The organism is Leptolyngbya sp. NK1-12 (genome assembly GCF_032598965.1).
Taxonomy (GTDB): domain Bacteria; phylum Cyanobacteriota; class Cyanobacteriia; order Elainellales; family Elainellaceae; genus Elainella.
Window position 1 is genome coordinate 4,411,391 of record NZ_CP053586.1, and the last position, 13,584, is coordinate 4,424,974.

The window sequence follows — 13,584 nt, forward strand, 5'->3', positions numbered from 1 at the left end:
CTTAGTAGATCGCAAATCCTGTTGAGATCCCCCCTAGCCCCCCTTACAAAAGGGGGAACCGTAGGCGAAGCCTGGGCGCAGCACCTACCAACCAGGATTGAAGTCCCCCTTGATAAGGGGGATTTAGGGGGATCAAACCCTTACATTGAGTCGCGATCGAGATCGGTGTACACGGTAGCTTATGGGTTGCTGTTGAAAGACACTGACAATTGCGGTTGGTTGGCTTGGCCTTGTCTGATTCGATTGAGAAATAGCCCCAGTCGCTCACTTTGAGGATTCGCCAGCACCTCCCGAGCTGGTCCTGCCTCCACCACATAACCCTGATCCAGAAACATGACGCGATTGGCAACTTCGCGAGCAAACTGAATTTCATGGGTAACGACAACCATTGTCATCCCATTTTCAGCTAGCTGCTGCATCACTTCAAGCACTTCACCGACCAGTTCTGGGTCAAGGGCGCTCGTTGGCTCGTCAAACAACATGACTTTGGGCTGCATACAGAGGGCACGAGCAATGGCAACCCGTTGTTTTTGGCCGCCCGAAAGCTGATCGGGATAAGCTTTGGCCTTTTCAATTAATCCGACTTGTTCCAAATAGTAGTATGCTCGATCCCTGCTTTCGGTTGGTGAGAGTGCTAATACTTTCTTAGGCGCTAGCATTAAGTTGTCCAATACAGTCAGGTGTGGAAACAGATTGAACTGTTGGAATACCATACCCACATTAGAGCGAAGCTGGCGTAACTGGCGCTGGCTCAAATCTAGACGAGATAGATCCATACCGTCAATCACAATTTGGCCGCGATCAATCGCTTCTAAGCGATTCAGGCATCGTAGCAATGTGCTTTTGCCACAGCCCGACGAGCCAATTACCGCTAATACCTCTCCCTGATTGACTTGACCTGTGATACCTTTGAGCACTTTTAGCGGACCAAAGCGTTTCTCGACCTGCTCAAAGCGGACGATAGGTTGACTCGCCATAATTTACTAGCCATTTCAGCAGATTATTTGCTTATTTATACAAAACATTATGCCTTATGTATCTCTACTTCTGTATAGAGAACTAGACCAGCCTGGAGGTAGATTTCTTTCACTGATAGATCAATCAAATTAGATCAATCAAAATCAAATCAGTGTCTGGTAGTGACTGGCAGTATCTAGCAATCTGACAATGATTGCGGCCTAAAGTGTAGTCCCAATGCGGACTAGAACTTTGCATCAAGTTTATTTTTAAAGTCCATATGAATAATATGAGTAAACTGCTGAGAAAAGCCGGTTTTTTGCGAGCGTTCCTGCTGAGCGTTAGCTGCCTATTGCTGATTTTTTGCAGTGTAGCGAGAGCGCAGCCAAGAACATTGACGGTAGCGGTTGAGCCAGTTTACGCTCCGTTTGAATTCAAAGCCCCGAATGGGGATCTCCAGGGATTTGATATTGATATTATTCGGGCGATTGGCGAAGCCGCAGATTTTCAGGTCGAATTTCAGAGCATTGCGTTCGACGGCATGATTCCGGCTCTGCAAGCGGGCACAGTTGATGCAGCAGTGGGGGCAATGACGATTACGCCAGAGCGGGCTAAAGCCGTTTCGTTCTCAAGGCCCTATTTCAAGGCAGGTTTGGCAATTGCAACGCCTGAAAATGCTTCGGATATAGATTCGCTAGACGACCTGCGAGGCAAACGAGTTGCAGTCCAAATTGGCACGACTGGCGCTAAAGCTGTTGCAGCAATTCCGGATGCCGAAGTGCGCACCTTTAATGCCGCGGTTTTAACTTTGCAGGAGCTACAGAATGGTAACGTCGATGCTGCTGTGAACGATGCGCCCGTGATGCTATACGCCATCAAAACCGGCAATTTAGCAGGAATTCGAGTGAATAGTCAATTGCTGACCGAGGAGTTTTACGGGATTCCTACACCGCTAAATTCACCGAACCTAGAGCTAATTAATCGCGGATTCACGACCATCCTGGAGAACGGTACCTACAGGCAGCTATACCAGAAATGGTTTAATGCGGAACCACCCGAGCTTCCGGCTACTGCACCGGGAATTGAGCAGACTACGGCCAATCGAGTTGAGTCACTGAGCGTCATTCAAAGTGCGCTACCGCTATTAATGTGGGGTGCGTTGATTACATTGCAATTAACAGCATTGTCGGCAGTTTTGGGGCTGATTGGCGGTTCGCTATTGGGCATTGCTCGGTTGTCAAAAGTACCTCTGCTGCGCTGGGCGGCGAGGGCTTATATTGAGTTCTTTCGCGGCACGCCGTTACTGGTGCAGATCTTTATGGTTTACTTCGGCATTCCTGCCATCATGCAGCAGCTTGGGGTCGAATTTTCGCTGAATCGCTTTGTGGCAGCTGTCGCCGCCTTAAGTCTCAACTGTGCCGCCTATGTAGCTGAGATCGTTCGCGGTGGAATTCAATCTATTGATATTGGACAAACCGAAGCCGCACATTCGTTGGGATTGGGTGAAACTCAAACAATGCGCTATGTCATTTTTCCGCAAGCAATTCGTCGCATGCTGCCACCGCTTGGAAATGTGTTTATCTCGCTTCTGAAAGACACAAGTCTCGTAGCTGTAATTGGGTTTGAAGAATTGTTCCGACAAGGACAGCTCATCGTGGCGGCCAACTATCGTCCGTTTGAACTCTATGCCTTAGTCGCTTTGATTTACCTGGCTCTGACACTACTTTCTTCGCAGGTTTTCAGCTATTTAGAACGACAGATGAATCCAACCAAGCGGCGTCAATCTGTGGCCCCAACAGAACCAGGTGGAGTCTATTCGGGGGCAGCTTAGGGGATGGATCGATTCAGTACTCAATCTGAGTATGCATTAGAGAACACCGCAAGCAGCCCGTTTATTCAGTTCGCAACTGTCGCTGAACCAGTCGGCAGGACAACGAGGTGATTGGAAAAGGCTGCCATTCCAGGGAATTATTTTGCGAATCTTAGAGTGAATAACACCGATCCAGCGTTGCTCAAAACCGAATTGGTGAAGCTGGGTAATCTGGGTGATGTGGCTGTTGAAGTGCTATCTATTCAGGCATCGCACCAAGCTACACCTGTGCTGATCTTAGCTGATTTGGCTGCCGCCCTCGATAGAGTAGGAGCAGAGACGGCTCCCCGCTCCTAATTTCTATCACCCGCAGCGATTAGCGTTCCAGCACGGTCATGTATTTGCCCTTGGCAAAGGGAGCCGGAATAATCGGGGTGAACCTGGCTCGGTCCGGCACCAGGTTGCGGACATAGAACTCGTTCATCTGATGAATCACCTGGTCGCGAGTACCGATAATCCAGATCTGTGCTCTATCGTCTCCGTAAGTGTGATCGATCACGGTCAACGATTCGTTGCATTCAGTATTCATTGGGTTTAGCCTCGTTTGTTTGATTTCGCTCAAGAAATCGCTCAAGGCCCATGCCTGACTACAGGACGCATCAAACGAGGCTGCCTAGACGGTACCGCTGCACAGTACAATCAACACAGCCTTGCTTCCTGCGGACTCAGGAAGTCAGGTGAGCTGATCCTTGCGTGTTGGTAGCACCTTGGATCAGCGCCCGAATCGCCTGCCTTGAGCGGCCCACTAGCCCTCTTCGGGTCCGAGAAAAACTAGTATCGCAAAGCATAAACTAAAGCGTAGTAAAACACAAGTGTGTGGCCGTAATTGTTCACAATGCGTGAACGTTGCTTGCAGTAAAACCACTCGCTCAGCTCAACCCACCGCTGCACAGATGCCATCTACCAACTCAACACTCAACACTCAAAACTCAAAACTCAAAATTACATGCTCTGTGCCCCAGCAATTCCTGCACCGTGCGGATATCGTAGCCATCTTCCAGCAAATGGGTCGCAAAACTGTGACGGAAGGTGTGGCAACTAACTCGCTTTTCAACTTGTGCAGCAGGAACAGCCCGTTTGAACGCCTTTTGCAGTCCGCTCTCGTCCAGATGATGCCGACGCACCGCGCCGCGCCGAGGATCAATTGAGCGCCGCTCTGCTGGAAAGACAGACTGCCAGATCCATTGCCGATCGGCGTGAGGATATTTACGCTCCAGCGCAAAGGGAAGATAAACTGAGCCATAGCCTGCCTCCAGGTCTTGCGGATGCAATCTTCTGGCGTGCTCTAGCTGATGGCGCAAGGGTTCGACCAGGCAAAGCGGCAGCATGGTGACTCGGCTTTCCTGCCCCTTGGTGTCCCGAATCCCAATCTGCCGTTGAGCAAAGTCCAAGTCTTTAACCCGCAGCGTCAGTCCCTCGCGCAGCCGCAAACCGCTGCCATAGAGCAATTGCAATACCAGTCGATGCACTCCCGTCATCTGCTCCAAGATAGCCATCACTTCTGCAACCGTCAGCACTGTGGGCAGGTAGCGCGAAGGCTTAGCTCGGATTGCGTCCACCGCAGCCAATGCTTGGTGCAAGACATGGCGGTAGAGGAAGAGCAACGCACTAAGTGCCTGGTTTTGGGTGGAGGCAGCAACCTGCTCATGGACGGCCAGATGGGTCAGGAAGGCTTCGATTTCAGGGACTGCCATGTCCCGAGGATGACGTTTATTGTGAAACAATAGGAAACGGCGAATCCAGTGAACGTAGGTTTGCTCAGTGCGGTAAGAGTAGTGTTTGAGCCGAATGGCACCCCGGACTTGGTCGAGGAGTTTTCGAGGCGGCTGCATGGTAGAGGTGGGATTGTTAGTATCTTTTAATACAGCCACTAAGGGGAAAAGGGAGGCATCTGAAGCATTGCTGAAGTTTATCGACCCAAATAGATACTAGGGTTAATATGCGGACAAGCATCCGCCCAAATACTGAATTGAGGTGGATAGGTGGATAGCTGTCCGCCTATATTGCTCCAGGGGAAATATGGTTGGACGAAGTCCGTCTATTTCGCTTCCACAGGATAATAGGTGGATGTTGTCCGCCTACATAATAGTTAGCTGGCCCCGCAAACAGTCATTCCACTCGTTCACAAAGTCACATCGTCAAGAAGCAAAGCGCCGTGCAGTGGGCAGGTTGAGACCGTAGTATGAGGGAGTCTGTGGTGTCGCAAAGCACCCAGAGTCCGGTAGGTGAGGACGGTAGTTTTGGGATAGGTTGGGAGTGGCAAAGTCAGAGTTAGCCAAGCCCGTTGGTGCGTGCTCCAGCTAACAACGCTGTTGCAACGGATTGCTGGTTCTGGTTCGTGGAGTGGCAAAGTCAGTTTGCAACCGCTGAACAGCACCGTTAGACCTCTCCATACCCAGCAGAATAGATATTAGCTTCTTCCCTTCATTGGCACAGGGATGGTATAAGAAATAAAAGATGGCGATGGGGCTCGCCGAAACCGCCTAGCGTTTGAGCATAATCGCAACGTATTGGCTGATGGCTCCTACTGTTCCGACTTGTAGCGGAAAGGTAGGGCCGTATCTGTATGGACTGAAGCAAATCTTGCGCTACAAGTCACGTTGATTAACCGACTCAACTACAACGTGACGCTATGTTAGAGAGCATTATCTGGATTTTATTGATGGGCTTTTTCATGGGGCAAATTGCTCGACGAACGCGAGTTCCTGCGTTGGTAGGGATGGTGTTGGTCGGCATTGTGCTTGGCCCCTATATGGGCAGTATGATTGCGCCAGAGGTTTTGGAAGCGGCAGATTCGCTACGAGTCATCGCCGTCATGGTCATCTTAATGAAGGCTGGGTTAGGGCTTGATCGGGAGAAACTGGCTCAGCAAGGGACTGTAGCATTGCGATTGGGCTTTTTGCCGGCAGCCTGTGAAGCGATCGCCATTGCATTTGCCTCAATGTGGCTGCTTCAGTTTGACTTTGCTACGGGGCTTTTATTGGGCTGCATCATTGGTGCGGAATCTCCCGCTGTCATTGTGCCTGGGATGTTGCGCCTAAAAAGTCTAGGATGGGGGGTGAAGAAGGGGATTCCCGATGCCATCTTAACCGGCAGTGCGCTGTCGGATGTGTTGCTGCTGCTGGTCTTTAGTTTGCTGCTGGCGTTTTTGTCCCAAAGTGCGGCAGCGGGAATAACCCTACCCGGAGGGTTAACGCTAAGTCCGGTGCAGTTATTGCCGTTTCAAATCATTCTGCAAATTGGGTTAGGAGTTGTGCTGGGCTGGTTTGCGGCTCGTCTTTTGGTCTCATTGCTGGCAAAGCAAAACTGGACGCAGAATGCCATTCAGGATGCTCTGGTTGCCGCTGGCTTTGCTCTTTTGCTGGTGGTTCTGGCGGAAGATTTTCCCGTGTTCTCGGGCTATCTGGCTGTGATGACGACGGGCTTTTTTTTGATTGAGATGGATGCTCCGTTAGCGCGACGGCTGCGGGGTGGCTTTGATAGTTTGTGGGTGATTGCTGAAATTATCCTCTTTGTGCTCCTGGGTGCGAGTATTCAGCTTAATGTGCTGGGGAATACATTGCTGATTGGTTTAGTCGTATTGGCCATTGGCACGTTGATTGGGCGATCGCTCGGCTGGTATCTTTCAACCCTGGGTAGTAACTGGACCTGGCAAGAGCGGTTATTCCTGCTACCAGGAAATTCGGCCAAGGCAACGGTGCAGGCGGCGATCGGCGCCATTCCTTTAGCCCAAGGTATAGCAGGGGGCGAAACTATTCTTGCCTTAGCAGCCCTCTCAATTCTGGTAACAGCACCCTTGGGAGCGTGGGCAATTCCTACCTTTGCGCCAAAGCTGCTACAGCGGGGCGAGGTTGACCCGACGAAGGTTTCGGTGTCTCGACGGATTGTCTTGCTGGCGGCTGTTGATACCTCTCCTCTGGCGGCTCAAGTGTTGACCAAAGCGGCGGAGTTAGCCCGTCGTAGCGATGCCGAGGTGGTTGTGCTTCATGTGATTCGGATGGATGACCCGGTGGGGGTTGAGCGGCTGCGCCACCAGGCTAGACGCATTCTGGCAGATATTCGGTATCGGTTTGTCACCGCCAGTGGCCCAGTGCCAGAAGAGATTGTTCGCACGGCTCAGGATTATGGCGTGGCGGAAATTGTGATCGGCAAACGCGGTCATCGTCCCCTGGATGAGGTATTGGTGGGTTCAGTGTCTCAAGCCGTGCTGGAAAGCAGTGCCATGCCCGTTGTGGTTGTGGAAGCGGAGTTAGCATCGTCCCCAATTCATTAGCCAACCATTTGCAAAAAACTGGAGTTTTTCATCGTGCTTAAACAACCTGTCGTGCGAACGGTGGTGGCAATTTCATTAGGTGCGATCGCAGGTGCTCTCTGGCGTTACTACCTGGGACTGGGGATCGGACATCTGCTGGGTACCGCCATGCCCTACGGCACTTTAGTTATAAACTTTTCAAGTTATGAACTCGATAGCGCCAAACTTTTATCTCAAAGGGATTTACAAGCAGACCTGATTTACTGGACAGGCAGTGTCTTGCCGGGGATCATCAGTCTGCAACTGGGCATTACTCTTGCAGAGTGGGTGCTCAAGAGACTTGATCAGGATTGGTCAAGCGATGGATAGTTTTCTCCCGGTATGGATTGCATTAGGTGCAATTCCTGGAGCATTGAACCGTTATTATCTGACCCTTATCTGTGCTCAAAAGTTGGATGGGGATTTTCCCTTTGGCACGTTATTGATTAATCTTTCTGGTGCTTTTGGCATAGGGTTCTTGGCAACGGTCTTGCAAGAAATGACTGCTGATCAATAGCTAAACGGATTTGCCACAGTCGGTTTTTTGGGTGCTTACACCACCTTTTCAACCTATGCGCTGGATTTCTCAAACCTTGTGAAGCTTGGTAACTATAAACGGGCGCTGCTATATGGGTTGGGCAGCCCGATCGGGGGTTTTTTAGCCGTTGAAATCGGTATTGCCCTGGCCCAGCACCTCTAGCGTTTGTAGGAGAACCAAATGAGCAATACAGAACAGTTGACAATTTACGTGACTGAGGGCGATCGCGCCAACGGCAAACTGTTATATCGTGCCCTGATGGAGGCGGCACAGCAGTCCAATATCGTTGGTATGACCGTCGCTCGGGCGGCAGTGGGCTATAGTCAGCGCCATCGCTATATCGGCGTGGACTGGATGCCAGAACTGGCGAAGCAAATGATTGTGGTGCTGACAGCAATTGACCGACCAGAGGCGATCACCCGGTATATTCCCCACATTCAAAACCTGGTGCAGGATGGGCTGGCCTTTACGGAGCGAGTAACGGTGGTACACCACACCCCAGTCGTTAATGACCAGCCTGATTTTCCGCTGCATGATGCTGACCCTTTATCCGATTTGGAGGACCCCATGACGGACTACGAACGGTTAACCATTTATGTTGGCGAGTCAGACCAATGGCGAGGTAAACCTGTGCATCTGGCCCTGGTCGAAGAAGCACGTCGCCAGGGAATGATTGGCGCAACGGTGCTACGGGGTATGACCGGATACGGCAAACACAACCAGGAGCGGATTAAGTTTCTCGGCATTATCGAGCTGTCTTCAGACTTGCCGATGATGGTGAGCATGATCGATCGCACCGAAAAAATTGAGCAGTTTCTTCCCCTGGTTCAAGAGATGGTGGTGGGTGGCATTGTAGTGCGCGACCCGGTGCGAGTGGTTCACCATGCGCCTGTGAATTCGTCCAATTAATCTAGTAAAAAATACGATGAGTAATAAAAAATCGGCGCTATGGTTTGTTATTTTTCTTGGAGTTGTCAGCCTTTGCGCGGATGCCACCTATGAGGGAGCCCGCAGCATCACCGGAGCCTATCTCGGCAGCTTGGGCGCAAGTGGCGCGGTTGTTGGTCTGGTGGCCGGATTTGGGGAATTGATCGGTTATGGGTTGCGGATTGCGATTGGTTTTTTGAGCGATCGCACCCGCCAATATTGGCGCATCACTACATTGGGCTATGCTATCAACACCGCTGTCGTGCCTTTACTGGCACTTACGGGCACCTGGCAGGCGGCAGCAGGGCTGATGATTGCTGAGCGCACAGGTAAAGCCATTCGCACCCCACCCCGCGATGTTTTGCTGTCTCACGGGGCGATGCAAGTGGGTCGCGGTTTTGGCTTTGGTCTGCATGAAGCGATGGATCAAATTGGGGCGGTAGCGGGACCATTGATGGTCGCAACGATGCTGTCGTGGCAGTTAGGCTACCGAGGGGGCTTTGCCATCCTGGTCATCCCTGCCATTCTTGGATTGGTAGTACTTTTAGTCGTTCAGCGTATCTACCCAAATCCCAGAGACTTTGAACCTGTGACCGCTGACCTGGATACAACAGGGCTACCTCGCCTATTCTGGTTCTATTTAGGGGCGATCGCTCTGATTGCGGCTGGATTTGCCGACTTTCCGCTGATTGCCTTTCACCTCCAGCAAACGGGAGTTGAGTCTACTAGTCAGATTGCACTGCTTTATGCGCTGGCAATGGGCGTGGATGCGATCGCGGCCCTAGTCTTCGGCCGCTGGTTTGACCGAGTTGGCCTCTGGAGCCTGATAGTTGCTGTAGCGCTGTCCCTGGGTTTTGCTCCCCTGGTCTTTAGCGGCAGTTTTTCGTGGGCGATTGTTGGGATGGTACTGTGGGGCATCGGTATGGGTGCCCAGGAGTCCATCATGAAAGCCGTTGTGGCTGGCATTGTCCCGGCTCAGCGGCGGGGCTCTGCCTTCGGGATTTTCAACACGGGCTATGGTCTGGCCTGGTTTATCGGTAGTGCCTTGATGGGTATGCTGTACGACTACTCTAGGGGCGCACTAATTCTTGTTTCTATGGCGCTCCAGTTAGCTGCCATTCCTGCGCTCATTTGGGTGAGTCGTCAGGTGCGCAGAGAACCATAGTTCCCGTCTCAAAGGCTAATCGGGTCGAGAAGGGCGTTTAACCCTTCCCTCCCACACCACCTGCCATGCGGGTCCGCAACAGGCGGTTCATGAAGATGCGCAGACAACACTGAAGGTCTTAACCATATCCTTGAACGTTCATCCAAAGAGTCCGAATTGATAGCAATCCCTGTTGCTAAACCACTCATTTTTCATTCCCGTATGCGTTACTAACGTCTTTGACAAGCGCCAATAGCCTTTACGACTGATACCTGTCAAAATCGCCTGACGCTTTGTTGTCCCCAGTTTGAGCAAGTTGGTGATGCGGGTTCTGGGTCTACGCCACGGCTCGACTGAGCGCTCGCCGAAGTCTGCTTCCAGTAACACATCTGAGTCCGCCGTCTCAACCAACCGTCTAACTCCTCAATGGGGCTGTAATGTCGGGAAATGCCAAAGTAGTTCATCCAGCCTCGCAAGTATCGGTTCAACCGTTCGATTCGTTCTGCCATCGAGACTCCCCAACTGCGGGAAGTTAACCCCTTGAGCCGGTGTTTGAAGTCTTGCAGGGCTTGGTGGGATGCAAAAATCCGAATGCCCCGGAAGGTAAACCCCAGGTATTCGAGGTCTTCGATCTTGCCCCCCCGACTCTTCTCACGATTGACCTTGAGCTTCAGCTTTTGGGTCAGGTAATGGCTAATCTTCGCCATCACCCGTCGTCCTGCCCGCCGACTTTTGACCAGGATCACCAGGTCATCCATGTAGCGGACAAAGCGATGCCCTCTTGCTTCAAGCTCTTTGTCGAGGTCATCCAACAGGAGATTGGACAATAACGGAGATAAGGGTGACCCTTGCGGGGTCCCCCATTCGGTCGGTTCTACTGTGCTTGCGACCAAAACCCCGGCTCGCAGGTAACGACCGATTAACCGCAACAGCACTCTATCAGTCACTTTGCGGGCAATGCGAGACATCAAGACATCCTGGTTGACCGTATCAAAGAATTTCTCCAGATCCAGATCCACCGCATACCGATACCCCGCCTTCACAAAGGTTTTCACCTGCCGGATCGCTCCATGAGCAGACCGTTTGGGTCGGCACCCATAGCTTGACTCGGAAAATCCAGGGTCAAAGAGGGGCGTCAGCACTTGCAGAATGGCTTGCTGGATCACCCGGTCTACGACACAAGGCACACCCAACTTGCGCTCTCCCTTGCCTTTCGGCTTGGGGATCACCACTCGCCGCACCGGACAAGGTTGATAGCTGCCCTCCATCAGGGATTGGCGAATCTCATGCCCATGTTCGCGCCCATAGGATGGGAATTCCTCTAGGCTCATCCCGTCACTGCCAGGAGCACCCTGGTTGGACTTCACCCTTACCCATGCCCGTTGCCCATTGTCGCGCTCTAAGATTCGCGCCATCAGGTTGTCTAAGGCTGGCGCTCTGTCAGCACGCCAAACCCCATCTCCCCCCTCCGGGTTCATCCATGGGCTTGAGTTGTTCATGGCTCCTCCTTAGTTCGTTCATGTTTGTCCCTTCATCCCAGAGGGACTACTATGGCGTCTGCTGACTTCTGCCTAACTTGCCATCAAGCATTGCTACTCGCTGTGCCGTTTGAGTTGCCGTAGGGTTCGGTGGGTGCTCTATCCGTTTCCGGATAGCCCTCAGTCCGACTCCCCTAGCTTCTCAAACTGCTGTTAGGCAGACCTCCCCAGATAAGAACGTGATCTGTCCCGCCGCTGCCGCGTCATTTACTATGCCCCTTGAACCGAGGGTTTCGTTGTATTGTGCCAACTCACCCAGGGGTCTTAGCCTTCTATGACGTTTCTGTAGGTCGGCTCGTCGGTTTGCCGCTGGCTTCCTCCAGACACTTCTTCCCGGGAATGCCCTTGCCTTAAGCTAGTGGGTATCGTCACTCGGAACTTTGGGGTTCATTTGGACGCTGGTTCCACCACAGGGGACTTTCACCCCGTTAGATCACGCCCATGCTGGGCGTACACAAAACGATGAAGCAGCGAGTAAAGCTTTTGTACTTCGTCTCTAGCTTTCTTGTCGCCGCTTATCTTTGCCGTTAGACCGCATCAAATTCAGCTGATTCACGTTGGTGCAATTCAAATATCACTAGCTATGATTGAGTTACATATTCTCAACGCTCACGGAAAGTTCACGCCTTATCAAAAGCAAATTAAATCTGCCTTTGCTTCGTCAGCGCAACGTATCTTTGAAGTCTTGCCTGTTTCAGAGGTCGATGTTGTTTTTCAGCTCAGTCCTGAGGCTGTTATTTCAGAATTCGGTATAGGTGGTTATTCGCCTTCTGGACATCTGATTGTGATAAGTGCTGACCCAGATAACCCCAACTTTGCTAATAGTTTAGAAAATGAGTTCTTTACCACTTTAGGGCATGAGTTGCACCACAGTAAGCGGTGGCAGACTGTTGGATATGGCAGTACTCTGCTTGAAGCACTGGTTACTGAAGGATTGGCTTGTCACTTTGAGGCCGAACTGCGACCCGGCACCATTCCTTTCTATGCCTCTGCGCTTGAAGAGACAGCAATCTCTGATTTACTTGCCAAAGCAATTCCAAGTTTTTCGGATGTGAACTACGGTCATGCTGAGTGGTTTTTGGGTCAGAGTGATGAGATACCCCTTTATGCAGGTTACACATTGGGTTTTGAGCTAGTGAGCAGATATATCAGTAAGCAGGGTAGAAAAGCATCGAGACTATATGATGAACCTGCTGAACATTTCCGAAGTCTGGCTTAATTGCAGCGTGCAATCAAGCTCGCTCAGATTTTGAGGTAAACCTGCTACCATCGAAGCAATGAGCTTACTGGTGCTTATGACTTTAGAAGTTGTGGCTGAACCCGCTCCTCTTAAGGCAAATGCGGATGGGGTAATTCTCGTCGGACAAACCCGTGTGACTCTGGATACGGTGGTTGCCGCTTTTCACCAAGGGGCAACGGCTGAAGAAATTGTCTACCGCTATCCATCGCTGAAGTTAGCTGACGTTTATGCCACAATTGCCTTTTATCTCAAACACCAGACGGAAGTAGAAACTTACTTGCAACAACGACGGCAGCAATCGCAAGAGATTCGAGAAATGAATCAAGCGCGATTTGACCCGCAGGGGTTGCGTGATCGCCTCCTTGCGCGCAAAGCTGAGCAGGGAGAATGTTGAAGTTTCTTGCTGACGAGAACTTTGATAATACAATCGTTCGGGGCTTGTTCCGCCGTAACCCGACACGTGACATAGTTCGAGTGCAGGATGTTGGACTAATAGGTAAAGATGATCCAACCATCCTAAAGTGGGCAGCACAAGAAGGGCGTATTCTCCTTACCCATGATGTGGTGATTTCCCAGCCTGGCAGACGGTGTACACCTACTTCCGCAACTGGCGATTGGACGGAACCTGGATTCCATTCATAACCAGTTGCACGAGTGGGTCCGCATCGAAGCTGACTGCCATTTGAGCGAATGGCACGCCTAGAAGTATCTGGATTCGTAAAGGCAATCGAGGTCAAATTAATGCCAGAATCAAGCAGAAAACCGAACAAATTCGTGCATCCGATGCACAGGGCTTGCCAGTGTATATCATTGTAGTAGAGTTCAGCCGACCGATCTCCATTATCAGTGCAAAGCAAAATCCTGAAGAAGCGTATTCCAATGAGCCAGATTCAATCGCTCCATCAACAAGCAATGGATTTAGTCGAAGCAGCGGTTGCAAGGTTAAGAGGTGCGTTGGAACAGGCTACACAACTCACGCGCCAAGCTTTTGAGCAGGAAACTCAAGCCGCATCCTTAATTGCTAGCGCCTTTGACTAGGATACACCTGCCATCATTGATTCATACCCCTAACGTTGTTA

13 protein-coding genes, 3 pseudogenes and 1 riboswitch are annotated in these 13,584 nt (G+C 51.3%); of the genes and pseudogenes, 12 read left to right on the forward strand and 4 right to left on the reverse strand.

The features are described 5' to 3' along the window. Positions 1-179 precede the first annotated feature (179 nt). The gene (locus HJG54_RS18830) at positions 180-977 is read right to left on the reverse strand and encodes an amino acid ABC transporter ATP-binding protein (protein WP_316430625.1); all 798 of its coding nucleotides are present in this window, start codon (positions 975-977) and stop codon (positions 180-182) included. 269 nt (positions 978-1,246) lie between these two features. On the opposite strand from HJG54_RS18830, the gene HJG54_RS18835 reads away from it, so the two are divergent. Continuing rightward, positions 1,247-2,788, forward strand: a complete 1,542-nt coding sequence (locus HJG54_RS18835) for an ABC transporter permease subunit (RefSeq protein WP_316430626.1) — start codon at positions 1,247-1,249, stop codon at positions 2,786-2,788. A gap of 156 nt (positions 2,789-2,944) precedes the next feature. Further along, complete coding sequence (locus HJG54_RS18840; RefSeq protein ID WP_316430627.1) at positions 2,945-3,124, forward strand: hypothetical protein; 180 nt, start codon at positions 2,945-2,947, stop codon at positions 3,122-3,124. A 19-nt stretch (positions 3,125-3,143) separates the two neighbouring features. Here the strand turns inward: HJG54_RS18840 and HJG54_RS18845 are convergent, their stop codons facing one another. Beyond that, positions 3,144-3,356: a hypothetical protein gene (locus tag HJG54_RS18845; RefSeq protein WP_316430628.1), complete on the reverse strand. Its 213-nt coding sequence runs from the start codon at positions 3,354-3,356 to the stop codon at positions 3,144-3,146. A gap of 400 nt (positions 3,357-3,756) precedes the next feature. After that, positions 3,757-4,659 (reverse strand): integron integrase, encoded by a 903-nt coding sequence (locus tag HJG54_RS18850; protein ID WP_316430630.1) that lies wholly within the window; start codon positions 4,657-4,659, stop codon positions 3,757-3,759. Positions 4,660-5,277: 618 nt separating this feature from the next. Beyond that, positions 5,278-5,361: riboswitch (Fluoride riboswitch) on the forward strand. Positions 5,362-5,459: 98 nt separating this feature from the next. On the opposite strand from HJG54_RS18850, the gene HJG54_RS18855 reads away from it, so the two are divergent. The 5 genes and pseudogenes from HJG54_RS18855 (at position 5,460) to HJG54_RS18875 (ending at position 9,748) form a co-directional block, all read left to right on the forward strand. Next, on the forward strand, positions 5,460-7,100 hold the full coding sequence (locus HJG54_RS18855; RefSeq protein ID WP_316430632.1) for a cation:proton antiporter: 1,641 nt from the start codon (positions 5,460-5,462) through the stop codon (positions 7,098-7,100). A 33-nt stretch (positions 7,101-7,133) separates the two neighbouring features. Further along, positions 7,134-7,448 (forward strand): fluoride efflux transporter FluC, encoded by a 315-nt coding sequence (locus HJG54_RS18860; protein WP_316430633.1) that lies wholly within the window; start codon positions 7,134-7,136, stop codon positions 7,446-7,448. Then, a pseudogene (crcB, locus tag HJG54_RS35505) lies at positions 7,441-7,818 on the forward strand (fluoride efflux transporter CrcB). The gene HJG54_RS18860 and the pseudogene crcB overlap by 8 nt, the downstream one beginning before the upstream one ends. An 18-nt stretch (positions 7,819-7,836) precedes the next feature. Then, the gene (locus tag HJG54_RS18870; protein ID WP_316430636.1) at positions 7,837-8,565 is read left to right on the forward strand and encodes a DUF190 domain-containing protein; all 729 of its coding nucleotides are present in this window, start codon (positions 7,837-7,839) and stop codon (positions 8,563-8,565) included. 16 nt (positions 8,566-8,581) lie between these two features. Further along, positions 8,582-9,748 (forward strand): MFS transporter, encoded by a 1,167-nt coding sequence (locus tag HJG54_RS18875; protein ID WP_316430637.1) that lies wholly within the window; start codon positions 8,582-8,584, stop codon positions 9,746-9,748. A 254-nt stretch (positions 9,749-10,002) separates the two neighbouring features. On the opposite strand, the gene ltrA is transcribed toward HJG54_RS18875, so the two are convergent. Beyond that, positions 10,003-11,226 (reverse strand): group II intron reverse transcriptase/maturase, encoded by a 1,224-nt coding sequence (ltrA, locus tag HJG54_RS18880; RefSeq protein WP_316430638.1) that lies wholly within the window; start codon positions 11,224-11,226, stop codon positions 10,003-10,005. 622 nt (positions 11,227-11,848) lie between these two features. On the opposite strand from ltrA, the gene HJG54_RS18885 reads away from it, so the two are divergent. The 5 genes and pseudogenes from HJG54_RS18885 to HJG54_RS18905 all read left to right on the forward strand — a co-directional run bounded on the left by HJG54_RS18885 (position 11,849) and on the right by HJG54_RS18905 (position 13,543). Continuing rightward, positions 11,849-12,484: a DUF2268 domain-containing putative Zn-dependent protease gene (locus HJG54_RS18885; protein ID WP_316430639.1), complete on the forward strand. Its 636-nt coding sequence runs from the start codon at positions 11,849-11,851 to the stop codon at positions 12,482-12,484. Positions 12,485-12,560: 76 nt separating this feature from the next. After that, on the forward strand, positions 12,561-12,899 hold the full coding sequence (locus HJG54_RS18890) for a DUF433 domain-containing protein (protein WP_316430640.1): 339 nt from the start codon (positions 12,561-12,563) through the stop codon (positions 12,897-12,899). Continuing rightward, positions 12,893-13,054: pseudogene (locus HJG54_RS18895) on the forward strand (DUF5615 family PIN-like protein); the annotation flags it as partial. The gene HJG54_RS18890 and the pseudogene HJG54_RS18895, both read left to right, overlap by 7 nt. A 14-nt stretch (positions 13,055-13,068) precedes the next feature. Further along, positions 13,069-13,181 (forward strand): annotated as a pseudogene (locus HJG54_RS18900) (IS5/IS1182 family transposase); the annotation flags it as partial. 203 nt (positions 13,182-13,384) lie between these two features. After that, on the forward strand, positions 13,385-13,543 hold the full coding sequence (locus HJG54_RS18905; protein ID WP_316430641.1) for a hypothetical protein: 159 nt from the start codon (positions 13,385-13,387) through the stop codon (positions 13,541-13,543). Positions 13,544-13,584 lie beyond the last annotated feature (41 nt).

Coding starts and splice junctions, on each gene's coding strand:
- HJG54_RS18870 (WP_316430636.1), top strand. CDS start 7,837: ATGAGCAATACAGAACAGTTGACAATTTACGTGACTGAGGGCGATCGC.
- HJG54_RS18885 (WP_316430639.1), top strand. CDS start 11,849: ATGATTGAGTTACATATTCTCAACGCTCACGGAAAGTTCACGCCTTAT.
- HJG54_RS18905 (WP_316430641.1), top strand. CDS start 13,385: ATGAGCCAGATTCAATCGCTCCATCAACAAGCAATGGATTTAGTCGAA.
- HJG54_RS18835 (WP_316430626.1), top strand. CDS start 1,247: ATGAGTAAACTGCTGAGAAAAGCCGGTTTTTTGCGAGCGTTCCTGCTG.
- ltrA (WP_316430638.1), bottom strand. CDS start 11,226: ATGAACAACTCAAGCCCATGGATGAACCCGGAGGGGGGAGATGGGGTT.
- HJG54_RS18890 (WP_316430640.1), top strand. CDS start 12,561: ATGACTTTAGAAGTTGTGGCTGAACCCGCTCCTCTTAAGGCAAATGCG.
- HJG54_RS18830 (WP_316430625.1), bottom strand. CDS start 977: ATGGCGAGTCAACCTATCGTCCGCTTTGAGCAGGTCGAGAAACGCTTT.
- HJG54_RS18850 (WP_316430630.1), bottom strand. CDS start 4,659: ATGCAGCCGCCTCGAAAACTCCTCGACCAAGTCCGGGGTGCCATTCGG.
- HJG54_RS18855 (WP_316430632.1), top strand. CDS start 5,460: ATGTTAGAGAGCATTATCTGGATTTTATTGATGGGCTTTTTCATGGGG.
- HJG54_RS18845 (WP_316430628.1), bottom strand. CDS start 3,356: ATGAATACTGAATGCAACGAATCGTTGACCGTGATCGATCACACTTAC.
- HJG54_RS18875 (WP_316430637.1), top strand. CDS start 8,582: ATGAGTAATAAAAAATCGGCGCTATGGTTTGTTATTTTTCTTGGAGTT.